General features: G+C 71.1%; 18 protein-coding genes. 10 read left to right on the forward strand and 8 right to left on the reverse strand.

Annotated features, from left to right (window positions below; all coding sequences use genetic code 11):
- Positions 1-277: 277 nt before the first annotated feature.
- Positions 278-3,457, forward strand: coding sequence for an RICIN domain-containing protein (locus ABTX62_RS05175; protein WP_352114887.1), 3,180 nt, complete (start codon positions 278-280; stop codon positions 3,455-3,457).
- Positions 3,458-3,505: 48 nt separating this feature from the next.
- Here ABTX62_RS05175 and ABTX62_RS05180 read toward each other — a convergent pair whose 3' ends face one another.
- Positions 3,506-4,951 carry a glyceraldehyde-3-phosphate dehydrogenase gene (locus ABTX62_RS05180; RefSeq protein ID WP_352114888.1) on the reverse strand — a complete coding sequence of 482 codons (1,446 nt, stop codon included), beginning with the start codon at positions 4,949-4,951 and terminating at the stop codon, positions 3,506-3,508.
- Positions 4,952-5,108: 157 nt separating this feature from the next.
- On the opposite strand from ABTX62_RS05180, the gene ABTX62_RS05185 reads away from it, so the two are divergent.
- The 4 genes from ABTX62_RS05185 (at position 5,109) to ABTX62_RS05200 (ending at position 9,811) form a co-directional block, all read left to right on the forward strand.
- Positions 5,109-5,975, forward strand: coding sequence for a coiled-coil domain-containing protein (locus ABTX62_RS05185; protein ID WP_352114889.1), 867 nt, complete (start codon positions 5,109-5,111; stop codon positions 5,973-5,975).
- Between the two features lie 176 nt (positions 5,976-6,151).
- On the forward strand, positions 6,152-6,589 hold the full coding sequence (locus ABTX62_RS05190) for a Fur family transcriptional regulator (RefSeq protein WP_352114890.1): 438 nt from the start codon (positions 6,152-6,154) through the stop codon (positions 6,587-6,589).
- A 50-nt stretch (positions 6,590-6,639) separates the two neighbouring features.
- Entirely contained in the window at positions 6,640-8,865 is a 2,226-nt protein-coding gene (gene katG / locus ABTX62_RS05195; protein ID WP_352114891.1) for a catalase/peroxidase HPI, read from the forward strand.
- Between the two features lie 166 nt (positions 8,866-9,031).
- Complete coding sequence (locus tag ABTX62_RS05200) at positions 9,032-9,811, forward strand: carbonic anhydrase (RefSeq protein WP_352114892.1); 780 nt, start codon at positions 9,032-9,034, stop codon at positions 9,809-9,811.
- A gap of 45 nt (positions 9,812-9,856) precedes the next feature.
- Here ABTX62_RS05200 and ABTX62_RS05205 read toward each other — a convergent pair whose 3' ends face one another.
- Positions 9,857-11,254, reverse strand: coding sequence for a Tat pathway signal sequence domain protein (locus ABTX62_RS05205; protein WP_352114893.1), 1,398 nt, complete (start codon positions 11,252-11,254; stop codon positions 9,857-9,859).
- A 116-nt stretch (positions 11,255-11,370) separates the two neighbouring features.
- A complete protein-coding gene (locus ABTX62_RS05210) occupies positions 11,371-13,086 on the reverse strand; it encodes a VanW family protein (RefSeq protein ID WP_352114894.1) in 1,716 nt (571 codons plus the stop codon).
- Between the two features lie 217 nt (positions 13,087-13,303).
- On the opposite strand from ABTX62_RS05210, the gene ABTX62_RS05215 reads away from it, so the two are divergent.
- The 3 genes from ABTX62_RS05215 to ABTX62_RS05225 all read left to right on the forward strand — a co-directional run bounded on the left by ABTX62_RS05215 (position 13,304) and on the right by ABTX62_RS05225 (position 16,448).
- On the forward strand, positions 13,304-14,569 hold the full coding sequence (locus ABTX62_RS05215; RefSeq protein ID WP_352114895.1) for a glycosyltransferase family 4 protein: 1,266 nt from the start codon (positions 13,304-13,306) through the stop codon (positions 14,567-14,569).
- Positions 14,566-15,597, forward strand: a complete 1,032-nt coding sequence (locus tag ABTX62_RS05220; RefSeq protein WP_352114896.1) for a transferase — start codon at positions 14,566-14,568, stop codon at positions 15,595-15,597. Before ABTX62_RS05215 ends, ABTX62_RS05220 begins: the two co-directional genes overlap by 4 nt.
- Before the next feature lie 191 nt (positions 15,598-15,788).
- Positions 15,789-16,448, forward strand: a complete 660-nt coding sequence (locus ABTX62_RS05225) for a YceI family protein (RefSeq protein WP_283970630.1) — start codon at positions 15,789-15,791, stop codon at positions 16,446-16,448.
- 17 nt (positions 16,449-16,465) lie between these two features.
- On the opposite strand, the gene ABTX62_RS05230 is transcribed toward ABTX62_RS05225, so the two are convergent.
- Genes ABTX62_RS05230 through ABTX62_RS05240 form a run of 3 tightly spaced genes read right to left on the reverse strand, consistent with a single transcriptional unit; the run spans position 16,466 to position 18,902 of the window.
- Positions 16,466-16,963, reverse strand: coding sequence for a molybdenum cofactor biosysynthesis protein (locus ABTX62_RS05230; protein ID WP_352114897.1), 498 nt, complete (start codon positions 16,961-16,963; stop codon positions 16,466-16,468).
- A gap of 46 nt (positions 16,964-17,009) precedes the next feature.
- The gene (locus tag ABTX62_RS05235; protein ID WP_502997905.1) at positions 17,010-18,011 is read right to left on the reverse strand and encodes an MASE1 domain-containing protein; all 1,002 of its coding nucleotides are present in this window, start codon (positions 18,009-18,011) and stop codon (positions 17,010-17,012) included.
- A gap of 60 nt (positions 18,012-18,071) precedes the next feature.
- Positions 18,072-18,902 carry a PP2C family protein-serine/threonine phosphatase gene (locus ABTX62_RS05240; protein WP_352114899.1) on the reverse strand — a complete coding sequence of 277 codons (831 nt, stop codon included), beginning with the start codon at positions 18,900-18,902 and terminating at the stop codon, positions 18,072-18,074.
- A gap of 316 nt (positions 18,903-19,218) precedes the next feature.
- Between ABTX62_RS05240 and ABTX62_RS05245 the strand changes: the two genes are divergently transcribed.
- Together ABTX62_RS05245 and ABTX62_RS05250 are read left to right on the forward strand one after the other, a co-directional pair.
- Positions 19,219-19,818 (forward strand): DUF998 domain-containing protein, encoded by a 600-nt coding sequence (locus ABTX62_RS05245; RefSeq protein WP_352114900.1) that lies wholly within the window; start codon positions 19,219-19,221, stop codon positions 19,816-19,818.
- 99 nt (positions 19,819-19,917) lie between these two features.
- Entirely contained in the window at positions 19,918-21,123 is a 1,206-nt protein-coding gene (locus ABTX62_RS05250; protein ID WP_352114901.1) for a glycoside hydrolase family 64 protein, read from the forward strand.
- A gap of 192 nt (positions 21,124-21,315) precedes the next feature.
- On the opposite strand, the gene ABTX62_RS05255 is transcribed toward ABTX62_RS05250, so the two are convergent.
- Entirely contained in the window at positions 21,316-21,741 is a 426-nt protein-coding gene (locus ABTX62_RS05255; RefSeq protein ID WP_352114902.1) for a DUF6003 family protein, read from the reverse strand.
- A 184-nt stretch (positions 21,742-21,925) separates the two neighbouring features.
- Positions 21,926-22,690, reverse strand: a complete 765-nt coding sequence (locus tag ABTX62_RS05260) for a restriction endonuclease (protein WP_352114903.1) — start codon at positions 22,688-22,690, stop codon at positions 21,926-21,928.
- Between the last annotated feature and the right edge of the window lie 577 nt (positions 22,691-23,267).

The raw sequence follows: 23,267 nt of genomic DNA on the forward strand, positions 1-23,267 counted from the left end.
CGGGTCCGGGCCCTCGGGGCCGCCGTAGACGACGGTCACCTTGCCGCCGAGCGCGCCCGCCGGGTCGGCGGAGGCCTCCCGGTCGTTTCCCGATCGGGACGCGGCACCGCCGCGTTTGCCCCAGTCGGCCCCACGCACGCTCGCCGGGACCACCCGGCATCGTCCGCTCGCGGGTTCCCCATGCGTTCCCCCCCCCTTGACGTGTTGATTGCCGTCCTAAAACATTCGGGAAGCTCGATTGGTTCTGCGCGGTTCTGTTCGCTCCCGAAGGGAATCCATGTCCAGCAGACATCGCCTCACCCGCACGGCACTGGCGGTCACCGTCCCCTTGGCTCTCGGCGCGGGCCTCGTGACGGTGCCTCCCGCCGCCGCTGCCGCGGACCCGCCCGCGAGCGCGGTCACCGTTCGGATCGACCCGTCCTACCGGCAGCAGGAGTTCGAGGGGTGGGGGACGAGCCTCGTCTGGTTCGCCAACATCACCGGCCGCTACCCCGAACCCATTCGGCAGAAGCTCGCCGACATGCTGTTCGGCGAGGCCGGCCTCCGCCTCAACATCGCGCGCTACAACATCGGCGGCGGCAACGCTCCCGACGTCCGCGAGGACTACATGAAGACCGGCGCCACGATGGACGGCTTCTGGAAGGCACCCGAGGGCACCACCAGGGAGGACACCGACTGGTGGAACCCGGACGACCCGGCGCACTGGGACTGGTCCGCCGACGCGGGTCAACGCTGGTGGGTGGACCGCGTCAAGAACAAGGTGACCCGCTGGGAGGCGTTCAGCAACTCGCCGCCCTGGTTCCAGACCGTCAGCGGCTACGTCTCCGGAGGCTTCGACGCCAACACCGACCAGATACGGGCGGACCGCGTCGACGACTTCGCCGCCTACCTGGTCAAGGTGACCGAACACCTGGAGAAGAAGCACCGCATCGACTTCGACACCATCGCCCCGCTCAACGAGCCCAACACCGACTACTGGGGCACCCGGATCGGCCCCGACGGACAGCCCACCGGCGGCCGTCAGGAGGGCGCCCACGCCGGCCCGGAACTCCAGCAGAAGGTCGTCCTCGCGCTGCGGCGCGCACTGGACAAGGCGAGGACCCGCGCCAAGATCTCCGCGATGGACGAGACCAACCCCAGCACCTTCGTCCGCAACTGGAACGCCTACGACAGCTCCGCCCGGGCCGCCGTCGACCAGCTCAACGTGCACACCTACGGCACCGGCATGCGTACCGGCGCACGCGACAGCGCCAAGGCCGCGGACCGGCCGTTGTGGATGAGCGAGGTCGAGGGCACCTGGGGGACCGGCACCGACTTCACCGGCATGGAACCGGGGCTCGGCATCGCCACCCGGGTCGTCGAGGACATCCGTGAACTGGAGCCGTCCGCCTGGGTGTTGTGGCAGCCGATCGAGGACTCCATCCCCCAGGCGCAGGCCGGCAAGAACTGGGGCAGCATCCACATCCCGTTCGACTGCACCGCCCAGGACACCCTGCGGACCTGCCCGATCAAGACCAACACCAAGTTCCACACCCTGCGCAACTTCACCCACCACATCCGCCCCGGCGACCACTTCGTCACCTCCGACGATCCCTCCAGCGTCGCCGCCGTACGCAAGTCCGGCCGCGGAGCGACAGTGGTGCACGTCAACAACGGCACGACCCCGCGCGCGGTCAGCCTGGACCTCTCGAAGTTCCGGCGGGTCGCCCGCGGCGCCACCGTGACGCCCGTGGTGACCAGCGACGACGGAGCGCTCGTCCGCGGCACGCCCGTGCGGGTCCAGGACGGCTCCGCCACGGTGACCGTCCCCGCCAAGTCCGTGACCACCCTCCTCGTCGACGGTGTGTCCGGAACCGCGAAGGACGCCGCGCTCGTCCAGCCCGGCCACGTCTACCGTCTCCAGGGCGCCCAGAGCGGCAAGTCCCTGGCACCGTCCGCCGAGGGCGACGGGGTCGTCGTGCGCACAACCGACCCGGCCGCCACGTCCCAGCTCTGGTCTGTGAAGCGGCTGACGCGCGGCGACGGCAACCGTGAACGCTACGCCCTCGTCAACGCCGCCGACGGCAGGCGCCTCGCCGTACGCGACAACGAGGCCGTACTCGAACCGAGGGAGGACGCCCCGGCGGCACAGTGGATCATGTCCACCACCGGGGACGGCAGTTGGACCTTCGTCAACGCGGCGACGGGCCGGCTTCTCGACGTCGTCGGCCAGTCGACGGCTGACGGCGCCCGGGTCTCGGCCTTCCTCCCGACCTCCAGCGCGAACCAGCGCTGGGGCGTGACCGACGAGACGGTGCTCCGCACCCAGCCGGCCACGGCGTTCACCGTCCCCGGGCGCGTCCCCGAACTGCCCGGGACCGTGCGGCCCGTCTTCCGCGACGGCGCCAGGGGCGCGCTGCCGGTGGAGTGGAAGCTGCCCGCATCGTCACGCTGGCGCACCCCCGGAACGGTACGGGTGAAGGGCAGGGCCACCGACGCTCTCGGCCGCACCCTGCCGGCCGAGGCGGTGGTCACCGTGGACACCATCACGTCCACCCTCCCGGCCCGCGCCAAGACCTGGACCGGAGGGCGGCCGGACCTGCCCGACACGGTCACCGGCGTGGGACGGCACGGCGGGACCGCCGACCTCCCGGTCACCTGGGACCCCGCCGCCGAGGGCGCGTTCGACGGCACCGGCGTGGTGACCCTGCGCGGCACCGCCCGGGTCCCCGGCGGGGCCACGGCCGCGGCGAGCGTACGCGTCCAGGTCACCGCGCCCCGGGAGACCAACTCCGCACGCGAGGAGGGCGTGACGGTCGGCGCGACCTACACCGAGAGCGGGTACTCCGCCGACGGCCTGCGCAACGGCACCATGTCCGAGAAGGCCTGGTCGAACTGGCGGTCCGGCACGAAGAACCCCTCCGACACCATCACCTTCACCCTGCCGGAGGCACGCGACCTGACCCGGGTCGTCACCCACTTCCACCGCGACGGCACCAACGTCAGCTTCGCTGAGTCCCTCACGGTGCAGGTGCGCGGCGCCGACGGCACCTGGTCCGACGCGAGCGACCAGGTGTCCGTCGGCACCGAGGGCACGCCCGTGGTCGACGTCCCGGTGCGGGCGACCGGCCCGGCGACGGGCGTGCGCGTGGTCATGACGGCCCGCCCGGGCGGCTACATCACGCTCGGGGAGATCGAAGTGCACGCCAAGGCGCCGGGCGCTTCCGCCGATGCCGCGGCGGCGTCGATCGAGGTGGACGGCGCGTCTGTGGGCGGCTTCGACCCGGACCGGACGAGCTACCGGGTGGCGGTCGGCCGTCCCGGCCGGGCCGAGATCACCGCCACGCCGCGTGACCCCTACGCGAAGGTGACGGTCGGCAAGGACGCGCCCGGCGGCGGGACGGTCCGCACCATCTCGGTGACGAGCGAAGACGGTTCACGGTCACGGGAGTACCGGATCGAGCTGACCCGCCGGTGACACACGAAAGCGCGGGGCCCGCACGCCCCGCGCTTTCGTCCTCCGGGGTCAGACCGCCGGGGCCGGGTACGTCGGGTACTCCACGCCGGAGACGTGCTGCACGACGCGGATGACCTGGCACGAGTAGCCGAACTCGTTGTCGTACCACAGGTAGAGGATCGCGTTGTCGCCGTCGACCTTGGTGGCGCCGGCGTCGACGATCGAGGCGTGGCGCGAGCCGATGAAGTCGCTGGAGACCGCGTCGGGAGCCGTGGTGAAGTCGATCTGGCGCTTGAGCGGCGAGGTCAGGGAGACGTCGCGAAGGTGGTCGAGGACCTCCTCGCGGGTCGTCTCACGGCCGAGCCGCAGGCTCAGGATCGCGATCGAGACGTCCGGGACCGGGACGCGGATCGAGCTGCCGGTGATCGGCGCCTTGAGCTCGGGCAGCGCCTTGGCGACGGCGGAGGCGGCTCCGGTCTCGGTGATGACCATGTTGAGCGGCGCGGACCGGCCGCGGCGGTCGGCCTTGTGGTAGTTGTCCAGCAGGTTCTGGTCGTTCGTGAACGAGTGAACCGTCTCGACGTGGCCGCGCTGGACCCCGAACTCGTCGTCCATCGCCTTCAGCGGCGGCACGATCGCGTTCGTGGTGCAGGACGCGCAGGACAGGATCTGCTCGTCGGGCTTGATCGTGTCGTGGTTGACGCCGTGCACGATGTTGGGGACGTCGCCCTTGCCGGGCGCGGTCAGCACGACCTTGTCGATGCCGGGGCGCAGGTGCCCGGACAGGCCCTCGCGGTCGCGCCACTTGCCGGTGTTGTCGATGAGGATGGCGTCCTTGATGCCGTACGCCGTGTAGTCGACCTCGGACGGGTCGTTCGCGTAGATCACCTTGATCGTGTTGCCGTTGGCGACGATCGTGCTGTTCGCCTCGTCGACGGTGATCGTGCCCTGGAACTGGCCGTGGATGGAGTCACGGCGCAGCAGCGAGGCGCGCTTGACGATGTCCTGCTCCCCACCGCCGCGCACGACGATGGCCCGCAGCCGCAGGCCGTTGCCCGAGCCGGACTTCTCGATGAGCAGCCGGGCGACGAGCCGGCCGATGCGGCCGAAGCCGTAGAGGACGACGTCCCGGCCCTCGCGGCGCTCGATCTTGTCGGCGCCCGTGGCACCGGCGACGGCCTCGGCGGTGAACTCCGCGACCGACAGTCCGCGGTCGTCCTCGCGGTACGTCGCGGCGAGCATGCCGATGTCGATCTGGGACGGCCCGAGGTCCAGCTCGGCGAGCGTCTTCAGGAACGGCAGCGTCTCGGTGACCGAGAGCTCCGCGCCGGCGATCTGCCGGGCGAACCGGTGGGTCTTGAGGATGCTGACCACCGACTTGTTCACCAGGGAGCGGCTGTGCAGCAGGACCGTCACGTCCCGCTCCCGGTGCAGCTTCCCGATGATCGGGATCATCGACTCCGCGATCTCCTCGCGGTTCTTCCAGTTGGTGAACGAGTCGTCGTTGACAGTCACGAGTCCATCTTTCGAGCTAGGCGGCGCTCATATGTTAAACCGTCGATTTCCTGATCTTGAACGGGGTGCCTCCGACCCGTTCCGCGGCCTCTCCGCGCGCCTCCCGGGGCAGGGCCTGGGAGGATCGAAAGCGGATCTTCCGCGCGAAGGGGTGCTCATGGACTACGACTCCGTCGCCGACGAGCTGTACGCCCTGCGCCCGGAGGAGTTCACCGCCGCCCGCGCCTCCGCCATGGCCTCCGCCCGCACCGCCGGTGACCGGGAACTCGCCGAGCGGATCCGTGGGTTGCGCAAACCGAGCCTCGCCGCCTGGGTGAGCAACCTGCTGGTCCGCGGCAGCCCTGGGGAGGTCGAGCCACTGCTGCGCCTGGGGGAGGGGCTGCGCCAGGCCCACCAGGACCTGGACGGCGCGCAGCTGCGCGAGCTGAGCCGACGGCAGCACGCGCTCATCCGCGCCCTGTCCGCGCGGGCCCGGCGGCTCGCCCAGGAGGCCGGACATCCGATCGGCGAGAGCGTGCAGCGCGAGGTCGAGAACACCCTGCACGCCGTCCTGGCCGACCCGGAGGCCGCGGCGGTCTGGGCGAGCGGCCGTCTGGCCAAGCCGCTGAGCGCGGCCGTCGGCTTCCCCGCGGCGGCCGAGGGCGCCCGGCCGAAGCGCCCCGCACCCGCCCCGGCGCCCTCCCGCCCGGGTAAGAAGGCCGGTGAGCGGCAACGGCGCCTCCTCGCCCAGGCGCGCGAGGACGTCGAAGCCGCCGAGCGCGAGCTGGGCAGGTTGCGGGACGAGGCGGCGACCGCGGGCCGGGAGGTGGCGGAGGCGCAACGCCGAATGGAGGATCTCCAGCGGCGCGTGGAGGAACTGACCGGGGAGCTGGAACGCGCCAGGAACGAGCACCAGCAGGCCCGTTTCGCCGAGCGAACGGCCCGGGAGCGGGCGCGCACGGCCGACCGCCGGGTCCGCGAGGCCGGCCGCAAGGCCGCCACGGCCGCCTCCCGGCTGGAACGCCTGACCTCATCGGACGCCTGATCCCGGACCGGTGCCGCGGTGCGCGACGCCCGGTGCCCGTCGAAGCGTGATCATGGACCTGTGACCGAACTCACAGGGGTCAAGGAGGCCGTCCCGCAAAGCCTCACCCGCACGACACCAAAATTGAATCGTTCGTTTTCTTGAACCAATCGTGTTTGTGTGGCTAGGTTGTCCGCATGACCGCATCCGAGAACCCGACCACCGCCGATGAGCTGCGCGGTGCCGGCCTGAGGGTGACGGCCGCCCGCGTCGCGCTGCTGGAGGCCGTGCGGGACGGTGACCACCTCGGCGCAGAGGCCATCGCCTCCGAGGTGCGCGGCCGCGTGGGCCACATCTCCGTCCAAGCCGTCTACGAGGGGCTGCACGCACTCACCGCGGCGGGACTCATACGTCGTCTCGACCCGCCCGCCAGCCCGGCCCTCTACGAGGGGCGCGTCGGCGACAACCACCACCACCTCGTGTGCCGGTCGTGCGGAGCCGTCGCCGACGTCGACTGCGCGGTCGGCCACGCCCCCTGTCTGACCGCGTCCGACGACCGCGGCTTCGCCGTCGACGAGGCCGAGGTCATCTACTGGGGCCTGTGCCCCACCTGCTCCACCGCCCGCAGTTCCTGAGCACGTGATCCACCCGAGCACCGTGATCCGCCCCGTCCGGAAGGATTTCCATGACTGAGAACCACGACGCGATCGTCACCGACCCGAAGTCGCAGGAGACAGAAGGCGGTTGCCCCGTGGCCCACGGCCGCGCTCTGCACCCGACCCAGGGGGGCGGCAACCGGCAGTGGTGGCCCGAGCGCCTCAACCTGAAGATCCTCGCCAAGAACCCCGAGGTGGCCAACCCCCTCGGTGAGGGCTTCGACTACGCCGAGGCGTTCCAGGCCCTCGACCTCGCGGCCGTGAAGCGCGACATCGCCGAGGTCCTCACCACCTCGCAGGACTGGTGGCCGGCCGACTTCGACCACTACGGCCCCCTGATGGTCCGTATGGCCTGGCACAGCGCCGGCACCTACCGCATCAGCGACGGCCGCGGCGGCGCCGGTGCCGGTCAGCAGCGCTTCGCCCCGCTCAACAGCTGGCCGGACAACGGCAACCTCGACAAGGCCCGCCGTCTGCTCTGGCCCGTGAAGAAGAAGTACGGCCAGAGCATCTCCTGGGCCGACCTCATGATCCTCACCGGCAACGTCGCCCTCGAGCAGATGGGCTTCGAGACCTTCGGATTCGCCGGCGGCCGCGAGGACGTGTGGGAGTCCGAGGAGGACGTCTACTGGGGCCCCGAGACCACCTGGCTCGACGACCAGCGCTACACCGGCGACCGCGAGCTGGAGAACCCGCTCGGCGCCGTCCAGATGGGTCTCATCTACGTCAACCCCGAGGGCCCGAACGGCAACCCGGACCCGATCGCCGCGGCCCGCGACATCCGTGAGACGTTCCGCCGCATGGCGATGAACGACGAGGAGACGGTCGCCCTGATCGCCGGCGGCCACACCTTCGGCAAGACCCACGGCGCGGGCCCCGCCGACCACGTCGGCGCCGACCCCGAGGCCGCCTCCATGGAGGAGCAGGGCCTGGGCTGGCGCAGCACGTACGGCACCGGCAAGGGCGGCGACGCCATCACCTCCGGCCTCGAAGTCACCTGGACCAGCACGCCCACCCGGTGGAGCAACGGCTTCTTCAAGAACCTCTTCGAGTTCGAGTACGAGCTGGAGCAGAGCCCGGCCGGCGCCAACCAGTGGGTGGCCAAGGACGCCCCGGAGATCGTGCCCGACGCGCACGACCCGTCGAAGAAGCACCGCCCGAAGATGCTCACCACCGACCTGGCGCTGCGCTTCGACCCGATCTACGAGCCCATCTCCCGCCGGTTCTACGAGAACCCCGACCAGTTCGCGGACGCCTTCGCCCGCGCCTGGTTCAAGCTGACCCACCGTGACATGGGCCCGAAGTCGCTGTACCTCGGCCCGGAGGTCCCGCAGGAGACCCTGCTCTGGCAGGACCCGCTGCCCGAGGCCGCGGGCGAGCCGATCGACGTCGAGGACATCAAGATCCTCAAGACCAAGCTCCTGGAGTCGGGTCTGAGCGTCTCCCAGCTGGTGTCCACCGCGTGGGCCTCCGCCTCCACCTTCCGCGGCAGCGACAAGCGCGGCGGTGCCAACGGCGCCCGGATCCGCCTCGAGCCGCAGCGCGGCTGGGAGGTCAACGAGCCCGACGAGCTGGCCCAGGTGCTGCGTGTTCTGGAGGGCATCCAGCAGGACTTCAACGCCGGCTCCGGCGCCAAGAGGGTCTCCCTGGCCGACCTGATCGTCCTCGGTGGCTCCGCCGCCGTCGAGAAGGCCGCCAAGGAAGCCGGTTTCCAGGTGGAGGTCCCCTTCGCCGCGGGCCGTGTGGACGCGACGCAGGAGCACACCGACGCCGAGTCGTTCGAGGCGCTCGAGCCGACCGCCGACGGATTCCGCAACTACCTCGGCAAGGGCAACCGCCTGCCGGCCGAGTACCTGCTGCTCGACAAGGCGAACCTGCTCACCCTGAGCGCCCCCGAGATGACCGTCCTGGTCGGCGGCCTTCGGGTGCTGGGCGCCAACCACCAGCAGACCCAGCTCGGTGCTCTCACCACGACGCCCGGCTCGCTGACGAACGATTTCTTCGTCAACCTGCTGGACCTGGGCATCACGTGGAAGTCGACCTCCGAGGACCAGACCACGTTCGAGGGCCGCGACGCCGCCACGGGCGAGGTCAAGTGGGCCGGCTCGCGCGCCGACCTGGTCTTCGGCTCGAACTCCGAGCTCCGCGCGCTCGCCGAGGTCTACGCGAGCGACGACGCCAAGGAGAAGTTCGTGAACGACTTCGTCGCCGCGTGGGTCAAGGTCATGAACCTGGACCGGTTCGACCTGGTCTGATCACCTCCGCATGAGGAGAACGCCCGGGCCGGGAGGCCCGGGCGTTCCGCCGGTTGCCTGAGGGGACGTCAAAAGGCGTTCAAGGTAAGAACATCACTCACCCAACTCTCACCATGAAACGGCAAGGACCGCGGAGCGTGCCGCGACCCGGGCATACGTTCGTGCCGTGAACACAGATTCCGTTGCCCCCAGAGGCTCCGGCCGCGCACCGCACCCCTTCGCCGGTCCACGGCCCACCACAGGCGGCACCGACCGCCGCACCCTTCTGCGCACCGCCCTGACCGGGGCCGCGGCCCTCGGCGCGGGCCTGGGCGTCGCCGGACCGGCCGCCGCCGCCCCGGGCCGGAAAACACATACGAGGCCCGGCACCCCCGACGAGGCCTGGAACGAACTGGCCGCGGGCAACCGCCGCTGGCGCGCCTTCCGGGAACGTCACCCGCACGAGAACCCCGCGCTACGACGGGAGTTGGCCACCGGTCAGCACCCCTTCGCGGTCGTGCTGGGCTGTATCGACTCACGCGTGCCCCCGGAGCTGGTCTTCGACCAGGGCCTGGGGGATCTGATGACCGTGCGCACCGCCGGGGAGGTCCTGGACGAGGCCGTGCTCGGCAGCGTCGCCTACGGCGTCCTGGAACTCGGCATCCCGCTGGTCGTCGTCCTCGGTCACCAGTCGTGCGGCGCGGTGCGAGCCGCTGTCGAGGCGGAGCAGTCCGGTCAGCATCTGCCCGCCCACATGCAGTACCTCGTCGACCGGATACGCCCGGCCATAGACCACCGTCAGGAAGGCGACGCCCGGATCGACGCGACCGTGAGCGCCAACGTCCGGCTCGTGCGTTCCCGGCTGGCCGCCGAGCCCGAACTCGCCGCGAAGGCCGACGCCGGCCGACTGGCGATCGTCGGCGCCCGCTACGAGCTGACGACCCAGACCGTCCACCGCCTGGTCTGAGAGCCCGCCCGGTCCGCTGCACTCGGCAGGGGACCGGGCCGTCCGTCACGCCCGCAGCGGATTGAACCGAGCCGACGCCATCAGGTACCACGCGGTCGCCCCGGTGTGCCGGTAAGGGTAGTAGCCGAAACCGAAACCGGTATCCAGCGGACTGCTCGCGGACACCACGCCGGACTGCTCGGGAAGCGCCCTGCCCCCCACGGTCTGACCGCCGCCCAGCAGTTCCTGCGCCCGCTCGGTCGAGGCGAGCAGACACCGGGCACGTGCCTCGTCACCTCTCGCCCCGCGCTCACGCAGGGCGAGAGCGAGATGAGCAGTCCCCTCGAACCACACACCGTTGCGGTCCGGCTCGGGCTGGCCGGACGCGATCGGCGCGTCCTCGTCAGCGAGCAGACTCGCCGAACTGAAGGTGACCCCCTCGTACGACTGCCCCGCGGGCACCGTGCTGTTCCGGCGCCCGGAGTGGTCGCGTACGGCCAGCTCGGCCGCGGCCCAGTCCAGTGAGCGCGCATAACCGCGGGCGCGCGAGCCCAGTGCGAGGTACGTCCAGGTCTGGGTGTCCTCGGGGATCGGGGACCTGTTGACCGTCACGCCGTCGTCGGTGCCGGTGTAGAAGAAGCCCCCGGACGGCTCCCACATCCGCTGCACGAAGGCCGCGGCCCGCGCACGCCGCTCCCGCCACACCCGCTCGCCGGTGAGCCCGGCGAGCCGGCCGAAGAGACAGATCAGATCGGTGTTGTGCTCGGTCGAGGTGAACGGCAACTTCTGATCCGCCCCGTCGACACCGAACTTGTAGCCGCCGAGGGGCTCGTCGGTCCGGCCGGTCCGCTCGATCCACTCGCCGATCCGCACGGCGCCGGTGAGGAAGCGGCGTGCTCCGGTACGACGGGCCAGGGCGCTGAGCGCGATGCCCGCCCAGGCCATGTCGCCGACGGCCGTGCCGGTGAAGCCGAACTGCGTGCCGACATTGACGGTGCCGTCCGCCCGCACGAAGCCGTCGGGCTGCGGCGAGCCGTCGTAGAAGGTGTACGGCCCGACGTTGTAGGCCTGCCGGAGCCTGCCGTCGTCGTGGGCCGGGTCGTGGTCCTGGGCGTAGAGCAGCGCCTCGCCCAGCGCCTTGGCCCTGGTCAGGCCGACGGCGGTCCGGGCCGCGAGGTGGGCCAGGATCGCGAGGGCGTTGTCGTAGGTGAACGCGGTGCTGAACAGGCCGGCCTGGTCGGCGTAGCTCTGCGTCAGGCGGATGCCCCCGTGATCGGGGTAGGCGTCCATGGCGGCGGCGAGAAAGGCGTGCCCCCGGGCCGGGCCCGATGCGCGGCGCGGGTGGGGAGAGCCGGCCGCGAAGGCCTGCCCCGGGCCGGCGGCGGTGAGCCCCGCGGCACTGATGCCGAGTCCGGCACCGATGAGCGAACGCCGGCTGAGCGCCGGGCCTTGTCTGCCAGTCATGGATCTCCTTTGAGAGCGCTCTCACGCGGTGCGCGCTCATTGTGCTGGCGCTCCCGGTCCGGGTCAACGCCTGCTACACGACGCAGAGTTGCCGAGGGCGGCGAACGAAGGGCGGATCACTCGCAGACGATCTCGTCACGCGGTGTGTAGTGCGTGCGGTACGGCTCCCGCTTCACTTCACGGCCGTCGTTGTAGAAGACCCGCTCCACGGTGACGTCGAACCCCTCCAGCGGGGTCTGGGGCACGCATTCCTCGTCGTCGACGACCTTCTTCCGCGGTTTCTTCACCTCGGTCCGCGGGCCCGTCTCCGACTTGATCTCCTCGTACTTGCGGGTGCCGAGGAAGGAGACGGTCACGGAGGTGTCCGTGGACTCGGCCTGGATGGAGAGGGCCTTGCCGGAGTCGTTGGTGAACCGCAGGTCCAGGCTGCCCCAGGCGACCGTCGCCTCGCGGCCCTCCGGGTAGCGCTCGATGTAGAAGGAGTGCGCGCCGTGCTCCACGGGCTTGACGCCGGCGAAGAACAGCGCGTTGTACACGGTCGTCGCCACGGAGGAGACGCCGCCGCCGGCCGCCTTGGTGAACTTGTCGTCGAGGATGATGATGCCGTCCATGAAGCCGTTGGCCTCGGTGCGCTCCCCGACGGTCCGGTTGAAACTCCAGGTCTCGTCGGGCCCGACGACGGAGCCGTCGATGAGCTCCACGGCGCGGCCGATGTTCTTCGTGCGGTACTCGGCCGGTTCGAAGCGGACGGTGAACGAGGACATCTTCTCCGTCAGCCCCAGCTCCGCGGCGTTCTCGCGGGTCACCTCCGGCTGAGTCCGGCGTACCTCCACCTCGCCGCTGCGGGCCGCGCCCGACCTGCCGAGCAGCGGCAGCACCGCCTTGCCCAGCGCCTCGTCGGTGACCGACCGGCCCACCGTGGCGTCCTCGGCCACCACGGCCTTGTCGCCCTCCGGCCGCAGTTTCGCGTTCACGGCGGTCGTGGTGATGTCGTCCAGAGGTCCCGCCACGGAGGGCTCGGCGCGCAGCCCCTTCGCGTCGAGCTCCGGTATCAGTTCACCACCCGCGTCCGGCCGCATGGCCAGATGCTCGCCCAGTGCGTCCTGGTCGACCGCGAACCGCCTGCCTGCCGCGGTGAGCGTCACGGGGCCCGACATGGCCGGCTCCGCGAAGGTGCGCACCGCCCGCCGCACCTCGTCGGCCGTGACCCTCGGCCGGGTCTCACGGGTGGGCAGGGGAGTGGGCGCTCGGGTGCCCTCCAGGAAGGAGTCGCGCAGCGGCTCGACCGAGGCGTTCACGTCCAGCGTGTATCCCGTTCGCGGCGCGACGGTCTGCACGCGCCCGTCGTCGAAGGCGACCCCGCCGTCCCGGACCTTCTGGTCGAGGTCCTTCGCCAGCTCTCCGAGGGCCTCCCGGGCCTTGCCCTCGTCGAGACGGACGACCGGCTCGATGTCGCCGCCCGAGCGGAAGAGGCCGCCGAACACGTCGGCCGGATCGGCGCCGGTGCGCGCCGCCCGGTCGACGGTCTTCCGGACGTCGTAGGAGAGGCCCGCGTCCTGCGGGTCGACCGTGCCCGCGCGGTCGCCGACCGTCACGGGGAGGTCCCGCGCGCCGGCCGCGCCCAGCTCCCGTTCCAGCTTCCGCACCGCCTCCGCGCGGCTGAGCCCTCCGATCTCCACACCGCGCACGGTCGTCCCGGAGTCGATCTCCCCACCCGTGAGGAGCAGCCCGGCGAGATACAGACCGCCGGCCCCCACGGCCAGCGCGCCGCCGACGAGGGCGACGGGCGGGCGGGAAGCGACGCGCGGGAGGGAGGGTGTGCGGGGGCGCATGGGTCTCCTGAGGATCGATATGAGGGTGCACCCGAAGACGCGACGATGCGCGGGCAAACACATCAAGCTATCCACACATCGAGGGCAAAGCGGTATGGCTCAGACCACTTATGTCCGAGATCATTCCGGAAACGACCGCAAGGGCCCGGTCGCCGGGCGCGGCCACAGAGTGGTAACGACGAACAACGAAACCGGCGTTGCCGCCGTCTAGGCGACCATGAAGATCTCTTTCCTGATTCACAACGCCTATGGAATCGGAGGCACGATCACCACCACGTTCAACCTGGCCGGGGCCCTGGCCGAGCGGCACGACGTGGAGATCGTCTCCGCGCTACGGCACCGCGAACATCCCAACCTCGTCCTCGATCCCCGGGTGCGGCTGCGGCCACTGGTCGACCTGCGCAAGGAGGCGGACGATCCGCGGCACCACAGACCGGCCAAGGTGTTCCCGGCCGCCGAGTACCGCCACCGCCAGTACAGCGAACTGACCGACCAGCGCATCGGCGAGTGCCTCGAAGCACTCGATTCCGACGTCGTCATCGGCACCCGCCCGGGGCTCAATGTGCACATCGCCCGCCAGGCTCCACCGCACGCCCTGCGCGTCGGCCAGGAGCACCTCACGCTCGACAACCACTCCCCGCGGCTGCGCACCGCCCTGCGCCGCGCCTACCGCCGTCTCGACGTGATCACCACCGTCACGGAAGCGGACGCCGCCGCCTACCGCCGCACGATGTGGCTGCCCGGCGTCCATGTGGAGGCCCTCCCGAACAGCGTCCCCGACCCCGTCCTGCCGCCCGCCGACAGCACCGCCAAGGTGGTGATCGCCGCGGGCCGCCTGGTCCCCGTCAAGCGCTACGACCTCCTCATCGAGGCGTTCGCCCGGGTCGCCGCCGCGCACCCGGACTGGCAGCTGCGCATCTACGGCAAGGGCGAGGAGCAGCCGAGGCTCCGCGAGCTCATCGAGCGCCTGCGGCTGTGGAACAACGTGTTCCTGATGGGCGCCGCCACCCCCATGGAGGCCGAGTGGGCCAAGGGCTCGATCGGCGCGGCCGCGTCCAACTTCGAGCCGTTCGGCATGACCATCGTCGAGGCCATGCGCTGCGGACTGCCCGTCGTCAGCACCGACTGCCCCTACGGCCCCGGCGAGATCATCCAGGACGGAACCGACGGCCGGCTCGTACCGGTCGGGGACAGCGACGCACTCGCCGCGGCCCTGCTCGAACTGGTGGGCGACGACGAGCGCCGCCGCCGCATGAGCCGGGCCGCCCTGGACCACGCGCGCCGCTTCGCCCCCGGCCCCGTCGTCGCCCAGGCCGAACACCTGCTGGAGACCGCCGCCGCGGCCCGAACCACCGGCCGGACGGCCGCCCCGCGGGGCCACCGCACCCTGAGCGCCCTGGCCGGCCGGGGCCATGCCGCCCGTGACGCCGCCCACGCGACTGCCGCCGCTGTACTGCGCTCGATACGGAAGGGACGCCGATGAACACACCGGAAGACCGGACGACCCGCCCGCCCGAGGACACCGTGCCGGGCGCCCCGCGCGAGGGCGCGATGCCGGGATCGCCGCGCGAGAGCGCTGCGTCGCGTACGGGCTCGCATGGCGTCGCGGCGGACGCGCGGCGCGAGGGTGCGATGCCGGAGACACCGAGCGAAGGCGCTGTGCCACATCAGGGCGCGGCCTCCCGTGCGCCGGAGAGCCCGGCGCCCGACACCCCCGAGGCGCAGCTGCGCGCCGACTGCTCGATCGACACGGACGGCCGGATCACCTTCCGCCTGCCGCCGGCCCCGGCCGCGCACCCCCGGCTGCTTCTGCGGCTGCGGCCCAAGAAGGGGCAGCCCGAGACGACGCGTCACGTCCTCGACCTGGAACCCGACCGGGCCGACGGCCGTCCGCACGCCGTGCTGGAACCGCACCCGGCCCTCGACGAAGGCCGCTGGGACGTGTACCTCCTGCCCGAACCGGGAGCCGAACGCCGACGGCTGCGTCCCGGCCTGCGGGACCTGCGCGCCCTCGTCGACGGGCACCTGCGCGACCGCCCCTCGCCGGTCGCGGTGAGGATCCCGTACGCCACGAAGGACGGCTTCCTCGCGCTCAGGGTGTGGCGGCGCACCGCCCACGCGGAGACCCGCGCGATCGACGTCACGGACCGGGCCGTGACGGTCACGGCCCGCCTCCACGGTGCCGATCTCCACGAGGGCGCCACCGTGCGTCTGCGTCTGCGGGGCACCGACACCGTACGGACGCTCCAGCCCCGGATCGAGGGGGACGGCCGGGGCTTCTCCTTCACCGCCGGCCCCGGCGAGCTGACGGACGACGACGGGGGAGCGGCCCGGATCTGGGACGTCTTCGTCCGGCCCACCTCCGAGGCTGCGCCGATCAGGGTCGGCCGGTTGCTCGACGACGTGGCGGACCGCAAGCACGTGCACATCTATCCGGCGCTCGAGACGGACGGATCCAGCCTGCGCCCCTACTACACCGTCGACAACGACCTCGCGATAGAGGTGACGTAATACCGATTCGCCGATATGCCCGAAATGAAAATTCCTGGAGTTTCGGATGGTCGTTTCGGTGATGCGCCGCGACCTTCATGTGTGGGTTCTGTGCGAAGCGGCGGCAAAAGGGGGTCAGAGGCTCGTTATCAACTGCCGCATATCGGAAGGGGACTTGCGGCTATAACCAAAGTCAAGTACCCAGGTGAATCATGAACCTGTTCAACCGCGTTGTGCCGTCCCGCCGGCAGGCACCGCTCCCCCCACAGCGCTCCGTCGGCGCATCGGCATCCCCCACCGCCGTGCTGCCGGACCCCAACCTGACGAATCTGTCCGGTGAATGGGTCGTCGACCCCGCGCACAGCAGGATCGGCTTCTCCGTCCGGCATGCCATGGTGACCACCGTGCGCGGTTGTTTCCTGGAGTACGAGAGCCGGCTGTACTTCGACGCGTACGACCCCACACGGTCACGGGCCGACATCACGCTGTTCACCTCCAGTGTCGACACCGGGGTGGAACAACGCGACGCGCACCTGGTCGGCCGTGACTTCCTCGACGCCGTGACCTATCCGCGTATGCGCTTCACCAGCACGGCGGTGGAGCAGACGGACGCCGACCTGTTCAGCATGTCGGGCGAACTGACCATCAAAGGCGTCACGCGGCCCGTCGTACTCGACATGACCTATATCGGAAGTGTCACCGACCCGTTCGGCTATGACCGGGTCGGCTTCGACGGCACCACGACCATCAACCGCTCGGACTGGGGCCTGACGTACAACAGCAGGCTGGCCGAGGGTGGTGCGATGGTGAGCGAGAAGGTGCGTCTGCAACTCGACATCGCTGCCATCCGGACACCGCCGACGGGCGGCTGACCGCCCCGGGGGCGCCCTCACGGCGTGGCGTCGGCCCCGGCCAGGATTCGGAACGTGGCCGGGCCGAGCGTGAGCACCCCGTCGCTCAGGGGCGTGCACCGCACCCCGCCCCGGCCGCGCAGGGCGCGCTGTGCGCCGGGACCGATGGTCACGTCCATCCACCCGCAGGGCCGGGCGGGACGCTTCACGGCGAACAGCACCGGTCCTCTGCCGCAGTCGAGCGAGACCGTCGCACCGACGCAGGCGTCGATGTCGACGCCCCTGAGCAGGATGTTCCGGCGGGTGTGCCGCAGGTCGGCGTCCGCGGGGAGGTTCTCCGCGGCCATGATGGTCACCGCCGCGTTCCGGTGGGCGGGTCGTGCGTAGTAGCGGTCGCCGACCAGTCCCAGCTCGCGGCGCACCTCCACCCGGGTGACGCGCTCGTCGGACGGGCCGGGGGACGGCCCGTCGGACGGCCGCCCGGCCAGCCGGTGCGCGGGTGACACCAGCAGTTGCAGCACCTCCACCTCGGCCATGACGTCCACCCTACGTTCAGGTGACCGCCGTCGACGCCCCCGTCCGTCACTCCTCCTGCCGTCGACCGGACCCGCCGTCCTCCGCAGGGGCCCGGCCGTCCGCGACCTCGCCCGCGGTGAGGTGCTCCAGGACCTCGACCAGTTCCTGGCAGGCGCGCTCCACGGAACGCCGCGTGTAGATCTGCTCGGTGATCACGGCCGACAGGATCAGGGCGGTGAGCGCCATCGCCCCGTTGAAGGCCTGCAGCTTCAACATCACCTCGACCCGGCTGAGCCCTACGAACGGCCCGGCCCGGTCGGTCGCCGCCACCGTGGTCATCACCGAGGCGAACAGGGCGCACGACAAGCTGCCGGCCAGCTGGAACCGCAGAGCCGCCCAGATCAGCAGGGGGTAGACGAGGAACAGCAGACTGACCGAGCTCTGCGCGGCCAGCGGCACGAGGCAGCAGGCGATGACCGCGAGCCCCGCGGCCTCCTTCCAGCGCGCCAGGGAAAGCGGCAGGCGCACGCGGGACAGCAGGAGCAGGACGGGCGTGACGATCAGCACGCCCATCGCGTCACCCACCCACCAGGCCAGCCACACCGCCCAGAAGCTCGGCCACTCGATCTTGCCCGTGGCGATCAGGATCCCGGCGCCGGTGGTGGAACTGATCAGCATGGCGGCGAAGGCACCCAGGAACACCAGCGCGAGACCGTCCCGCAGCCGCGCGAGGTCGGTGCGGAAACCGGCCCGGCGCAACAGCAGGTACCCGACGACGGGGGCGGCCGTGTTGCCCGCCAGGACGGCGAGAGCCGAGGGCGTCGGGGAGGTGAGGGACAGGATGATGAGGAAGGCGCCCAGGGCGATTCCGGGCCAGCAGCGCAGCCCGAGGAGGAGCAGGCAGGCGACCGAGACGCCGGTGGGGGGCCAGATGGGGGTGACGACCGCCCCCTCGACGACCAGTTCCCGCAGCAGTCCCAGCCGCCCGGAGGCGTAGTAGCAGGCGGCGACGGCCAGCGTCTGCAGAGCGATGACGACCGGCGTACGCAGATCCTGGCTACCCACCACAGCAGCCATGAGACACCGGGGCCGCCGCCTCTGCGAGGCGGGAGCCGGTGTCGTGCGGCCCTATGGCTGAGCGTCCGGGCCGTCGAGTCCGACCACGAGGACGGCCGCGTCGTCGTCGTGCCCCACGCGCTCGGCACCCTTGATCACGGCTGCCGCGAGCGCGTCGACGTCCATACCCGCCACCGCCGCGACGCCCGCGAGTCGCGTCACCTGGTCGAGTCCCTCCTCCAGCCGCATCGACGGCCCCTCCACGACGCCGTCCGTGAGCAGCACGAACACACCGCCCGCCGTGAGCTCGTACCGGGCCACCGGATACGGGGTCCCCACCTGTACCCCCAGGGGCGGCCCGCCCTCGTCCTCGGTGATGCCGGACTTCCCGTCCGGCGTGGCCCAGACGCAGGGCAGATGCCCGGCCCGCGCGCTCTCCAGCACCCCCGCACACGGGTCGAGTCGCATGAACGTGCAGGTGGCGAACAGGTCGGCGCCCAAGGACAGCAGCAGCTCGTTGGTCCGCTTCAGCACCTCGCCCGGATCGCTGGTGACCGAGGCGAGCGCCCGCAGCCCGGCCCGCACCTGCCCCATGAAGGCCGCGGCCTCGATGTTGTGACCCTGGACGTCGCCGATGGACAGACCGATCCGGCCGTCGCCCAGAGCGAAGGCGTCGTACCAGTCACCGCCCACGTTGAGGCCCTGGCAGGCGGGTGTGTACCGCACGGCCAGGTGCAGCCCGCGTGCGAGCGGCAGATCCCGCGGCAGCATGCCGCGCTGCAGTGCGATCGCCAGTTCGACCCGGGACCGCTGCATCTCGGCCTGCGCACGCGCCTGTGCCGTCAGGGCCCCGAGCCGGGTCAGCAGCTCGTCGCCGTCGTCCGTCGTGCCGGTGCGGGACATGGATCACTCCGGCGAGGATGGCCACGGTAGGTGACGACCCGAGAAGGCGAATCACCCGATTTATGTCCATAGGATGATACTCGGGCAAGGGTCCGTGTGACGACTTCACGTCGTGGAAGCCGTTGGTGAAGTCGAACGTCAGGCCCGATGATGATCAGCGCCACGAGAGTGAGTTCCATGCCGATCACCTTTCACCGCCGACCGCACGGTTCCATCCTGCGCTTCTCCCGGGCCGGCGAACGGTGTGGCTACGCCACGCGGGGCGCACTCCACGGAGGAACTCGGTGACGCGGATCCACCGTTTTACGGTGTCCCGATGCAATCCGTACCAACGTGGGCACTGGTGTCGTCGGGGTGTGCACCGGTCGTCCTGATCATGGGCTGGCTGGTGGCGGCGTCGCTGCAGGGACCCCCGTACGACTCCGCCGCCCAGACGATCAGCGTCCTGGCGGCTCCCGGAAACTCGGGTTCCTGGGTGATGACGGCGGCGTTCGTCGCGTTGGGCTTCTGCCACCTGCTGACGGCCTGGGGGCTGCGTCCGGCCGCGACCCCGGGACGGATGGCGCTGGCGGCCGGGGGCGTGTCGGCGCTGGTGGTGGCGGTGGTTCCGGCGCCGAGCAGCGGAGGCTCCCTGAGTCACGGTTCCGTGGCCGCCGTGGGCTTCGCCGTGCTCGCGGCCTGGCCCGTCCTGGCCGCCAGGGCCGGTGCCGCCGTGCCGTGGGCCCTGCGCCCCTACCCCTCCTTGGGGGCGGCCGCCGTGATGGCGGCCGGGGCGGCCTGGTTCCTGGTCGAGCTGCATTCCCACGGCGTGGCCGGCGTGGCCGAGCGCGCGGTGACGACCATCCAGTCGCTCTGGCCCTTCGTCGTCGTCCTCTCCTGCCTGCGCGCCTCTCTGCGTGACGGCTCCCCGACCTGACCGAGTGCGTCCGCAGGCATTGACAGGTACGGACCAACGCGGAACGCTGAGAGCGCTCTCAGAACACCGAATCGGCCAACTGTCGAACGGAGGCAGAGCGTGTTCCGAACTCTCAGACGCCGGGTCACGGCTGCGGGGCTGTCCCTCGCCACGATCCTCGCCGGCTCACTGCTGGCGACCGGAGCGGGTGCGCCGGCCCACGCCGCCGTCCCGGCGACCATCCCCCTGAAGATCACCAACAACTCGGCCCGTGGCGAGCAGCTGTACATCTACAACCTCGGCACCGAACTCTCGTCCGGACGGCAGGGCTGGGCCGACGCGAACGGCACCTTCCACCCCTGGCCGGTGGGCGGCAACCCCCCGACTCCCGCCCCCGACGCCTCGATCCCGGGCCCGGCGGCAGGGCAGTCGGCCACCATCCGCATGCCGAAGTTCTCCGGCCGCGTGTACTTCTCCTATGGTCAGAAACTGGTCTTCAAGCTCACCACCGGGGGCCTGGTCCAACCCGCCGTGCAGAACCCGACCGACCCCAACCGGAACATCCTGTTCAACTGGTCGGAGTACACCCTCAACGACTCGGGCCTGTGGATCAACAGCACCCAGGTCGACATGTTCTCCGCCCCCTACGCGGTGGGGGTGCAGCGGGCCGACGGGAGCACCGTGAGCACCGGGCGGCTCAAGCCCGGCGGATACAACGGCTTCTTCAACGCCCTCAGGGGACAGCCCGGAGGCTGGGCCAACCTGATCCAGACCCGCCCCGACGGCACCGTGCTGCGCGCCCTGTCGCCCCTGTACGGACTGGAGACCGGCGCGCTGCCCGCCACCGTCATGGACGACTACATCAACCGCGTCTGGCGGAAGTACTCCACCTCCACCTTGACGGTGACCCCGTTCGCCGACCAGCCCGGCATCAAGTACTACGGCCGGGTCTCCGGCGGCGTCATGAACTTCACCGACAGCGCCGGGGCCGTGGTCACCGGCTTCCAGAAGCCGGACGCCTCCTCGGTCTTCGGCTGTCACAGGAACCTCGACGCCCCGAACGACCGGATACGCGGGCCGATCTCACGCACCCTGTGCGCCGGCTTCAACCGCTCCACCCTGCTGGTCAACGCCCATCAGCCCGATGCGAGTTCCGCCGACTTCTACAAGGACGACGTCACCAATCACTACGCGCGCAAGATCCACGCCCAGATGGCGGACGGAAAGGCGTACGCCTTCGCCTTCGATGACGTGGGCCATCATGAGTCACTGGTGCACGACGGCAATCCGCGCCAGGCCTACCTCACGCTCGACCCACTCAACTGACGGGCGACTGAACGCCGTCGAGTGCGGGGCCTTCCGCTCCCTCATCTCCCTCGCCGCCGGCGCCGCGAACTGATCGCGGCGCCGGTGGTCCGGCCGCACTCGCCTGTGTCTCGCGTCCACCAGGACTCCGTGGGCCATGAAGTGGGCTGATTCATCTCGACCGCTCGACGGCGTGGAGGGGGCGCCGAGTCGTCAACGGCTCGCGGCGGCGGTCACCGTGGCGGGATCCACGCCGGTCAGTTCGACGATGCGGTGCGGTGCCACGCCGGCGGCCAGTGCGCGTCCGATCAGACCGTCCCGCCCGTCCGTACGGTCACGGTAGGCGAGCAGTTCCTCCTCCAGCCGGGCCAGCGGCTCCGGTGCCAGCTGGTGACGGACGCGGTTCAGCTCCTCGTCGCTCAGCGGGACGGGCAGTCGTTCCGCTCCCTCGGGCACGGCCGCCGTCTCCTCCGGCGGCAGGAGACGCAGGTGTGGCGAGGTCGGCGTGCTGCCCTGGGCGTCGAGCCAGGCGCGCACCGCGGGGGTCTCCATACAGGCGAGTTCACCGACGGCGGCCGGCGCCACACCGAGCGGCGCGGACACGTCGTCAAGCAGGAACAAGTAGGCGTCGTCGGTCATCCGCGGCTCCTTCTCAACAGGTGGCTGATCGCCATCCCATTACCCCGCCGAGCGCGGATTACCGCCGCATCACCCCGAACGGGTAGGGCCACGCGTGTGCGGGCGGTGTCACATCGTCCCAGCTCAGAAACCGAGGGTCGGCACAGGTATCACGCCGCACGCCTGTCACATCGCCCGGCACGCCTCAGTACCCGGCACCGGCTGTCTCCCATCCGGCTGCCCCGCCACCCCGGGCGGTCTCCCAGGGCCGGGGGCCGGTGCCCTCCGTCCACGCCTCCAGGGTCTCCCGGTCGACGCACACGATCCCGCACTGGTCGGCGTACTCGACCGCCGGTGCTGTGAAGTCGCTCGTGCAGACGAGCACGGCGATGTCGGCCTCGTGCACGGTGAAGCACGTGCCGCCGAAACGCTGGAGGTCCTGGGAGCCGACGCGATGGGAGGGGGCGTAGTGCTTGCACTGGATGACGACCCGCCGCCCGTCGGGCGTCGCGGCCATGACATCGGCGCCCAGATCCCCCGCACCTCCCACGACTTCGACACCGGAGCAGCCGTCGCGTTCGCAGAGGGCGGCTATCGCCTCCTCGAACTCCTCGGGCGTGAGGGCGTCGTAGTCGACGGCGACCTCGACGGCCGCCCGCGGGCGGGGCACCGGGGGCGCCTCCAGCACATCGGCAGCCTCCCTCGCCGCCTCGTCGAGCGCTGCCGCGGCCCGGCGGGCCGCCCTCGCCAGGTGCACCCGGCGCCGCAGGCCCAGGCATCCCGCGACACCCACCGCGACCAGCACGAACATCCAGGCAGGACGCCGCTCGACGGCATCCGCCACCACGCGGGCGGCGAGCCCGAGGACGCACACGACCACGGCGAGGAACAGGAAGAACAGGGCGGTCGACCGAAGATCGAACCCATACCGGCGTTTCACGGACGGTGTGCGGCGCACAGGCATTGTCACGACATCCCCCCTCTTGGGACCAACAGCAAGATCACTCCCACCGTCTTCCCAAGATCGCCACCTTCACCGCTCACGCCGCCTGCGTGAGGTGTCCCTGCCGGGAGCCCTGGGTGTGGACCGGAGGCGACCAGCTGCTACCGGAAAGCGCGTACCTCACCGGGCCGCCGAGCTCCGTCGTCACCCGTTCCCGGATGCGCCACCAGCAGCGTCCCGCCGTCCACTCGCTAACTCTCGCCGCACCGGGCGCAAGCCCAGTACACCCAGTACGAGGGCTTGCACCCGGCACGCCGAGAGCACGCACCGGACGCCGCTCCTTGACGGGCAAACGTTGCCTGCCGCGGCACTGGCCCACCCCGGATCCGGGAGCGTACGGCGCGCGAACTCCGCGTCGAAGCGCTCCACCAAAGGACCCAGATCCGCCCGGGCTCCACTCGGCAGGTGTCGCAGGGCCGCTTCCAGGACCGCGCGGTACCGGCCCATCCGAGGAACGCGACACGGTCGGTCATGCCTTCATCATCGGCCTTCCGGTACGAGGGGCCACGATCCCGGCGAGCCGCACGCGGTCCCAGCGCGGCCG

Origin of the sequence: Streptomyces sp. NPDC096046, from assembly GCF_040303285.1 — a bacterium.
In the GTDB taxonomy this organism is placed as follows: domain Bacteria; phylum Actinomycetota; class Actinomycetes; order Streptomycetales; family Streptomycetaceae; genus Streptomyces.

Coding starts and splice junctions, on each gene's coding strand:
- ABTX62_RS05215 (WP_352114895.1), top strand. CDS start 13,304: ATGAAGATCTCTTTCCTGATTCACAACGCCTATGGAATCGGAGGCACG.
- ABTX62_RS05245 (WP_352114900.1), top strand. CDS start 19,219: ATGCAATCCGTACCAACGTGGGCACTGGTGTCGTCGGGGTGTGCACCG.
- katG (WP_352114891.1), top strand. CDS start 6,640: ATGACTGAGAACCACGACGCGATCGTCACCGACCCGAAGTCGCAGGAG.
- ABTX62_RS05240 (WP_352114899.1), bottom strand. CDS start 18,902: ATGTCCCGCACCGGCACGACGGACGACGGCGACGAGCTGCTGACCCGG.
- ABTX62_RS05205 (WP_352114893.1), bottom strand. CDS start 11,254: ATGACTGGCAGACAAGGCCCGGCGCTCAGCCGGCGTTCGCTCATCGGT.
- ABTX62_RS05190 (WP_352114890.1), top strand. CDS start 6,152: ATGACCGCATCCGAGAACCCGACCACCGCCGATGAGCTGCGCGGTGCC.
- ABTX62_RS05210 (WP_352114894.1), bottom strand. CDS start 13,086: ATGCGCCCCCGCACACCCTCCCTCCCGCGCGTCGCTTCCCGCCCGCCC.
- ABTX62_RS05230 (WP_352114897.1), bottom strand. CDS start 16,963: ATGGCCGAGGTGGAGGTGCTGCAACTGCTGGTGTCACCCGCGCACCGG.
- ABTX62_RS05175 (WP_352114887.1), top strand. CDS start 278: ATGTCCAGCAGACATCGCCTCACCCGCACGGCACTGGCGGTCACCGTC.
- ABTX62_RS05225 (WP_283970630.1), top strand. CDS start 15,789: ATGAACCTGTTCAACCGCGTTGTGCCGTCCCGCCGGCAGGCACCGCTC.
- ABTX62_RS05185 (WP_352114889.1), top strand. CDS start 5,109: ATGGACTACGACTCCGTCGCCGACGAGCTGTACGCCCTGCGCCCGGAG.
- ABTX62_RS05255 (WP_352114902.1), bottom strand. CDS start 21,741: ATGACCGACGACGCCTACTTGTTCCTGCTTGACGACGTGTCCGCGCCG.
- ABTX62_RS05220 (WP_352114896.1), top strand. CDS start 14,566: ATGAACACACCGGAAGACCGGACGACCCGCCCGCCCGAGGACACCGTG.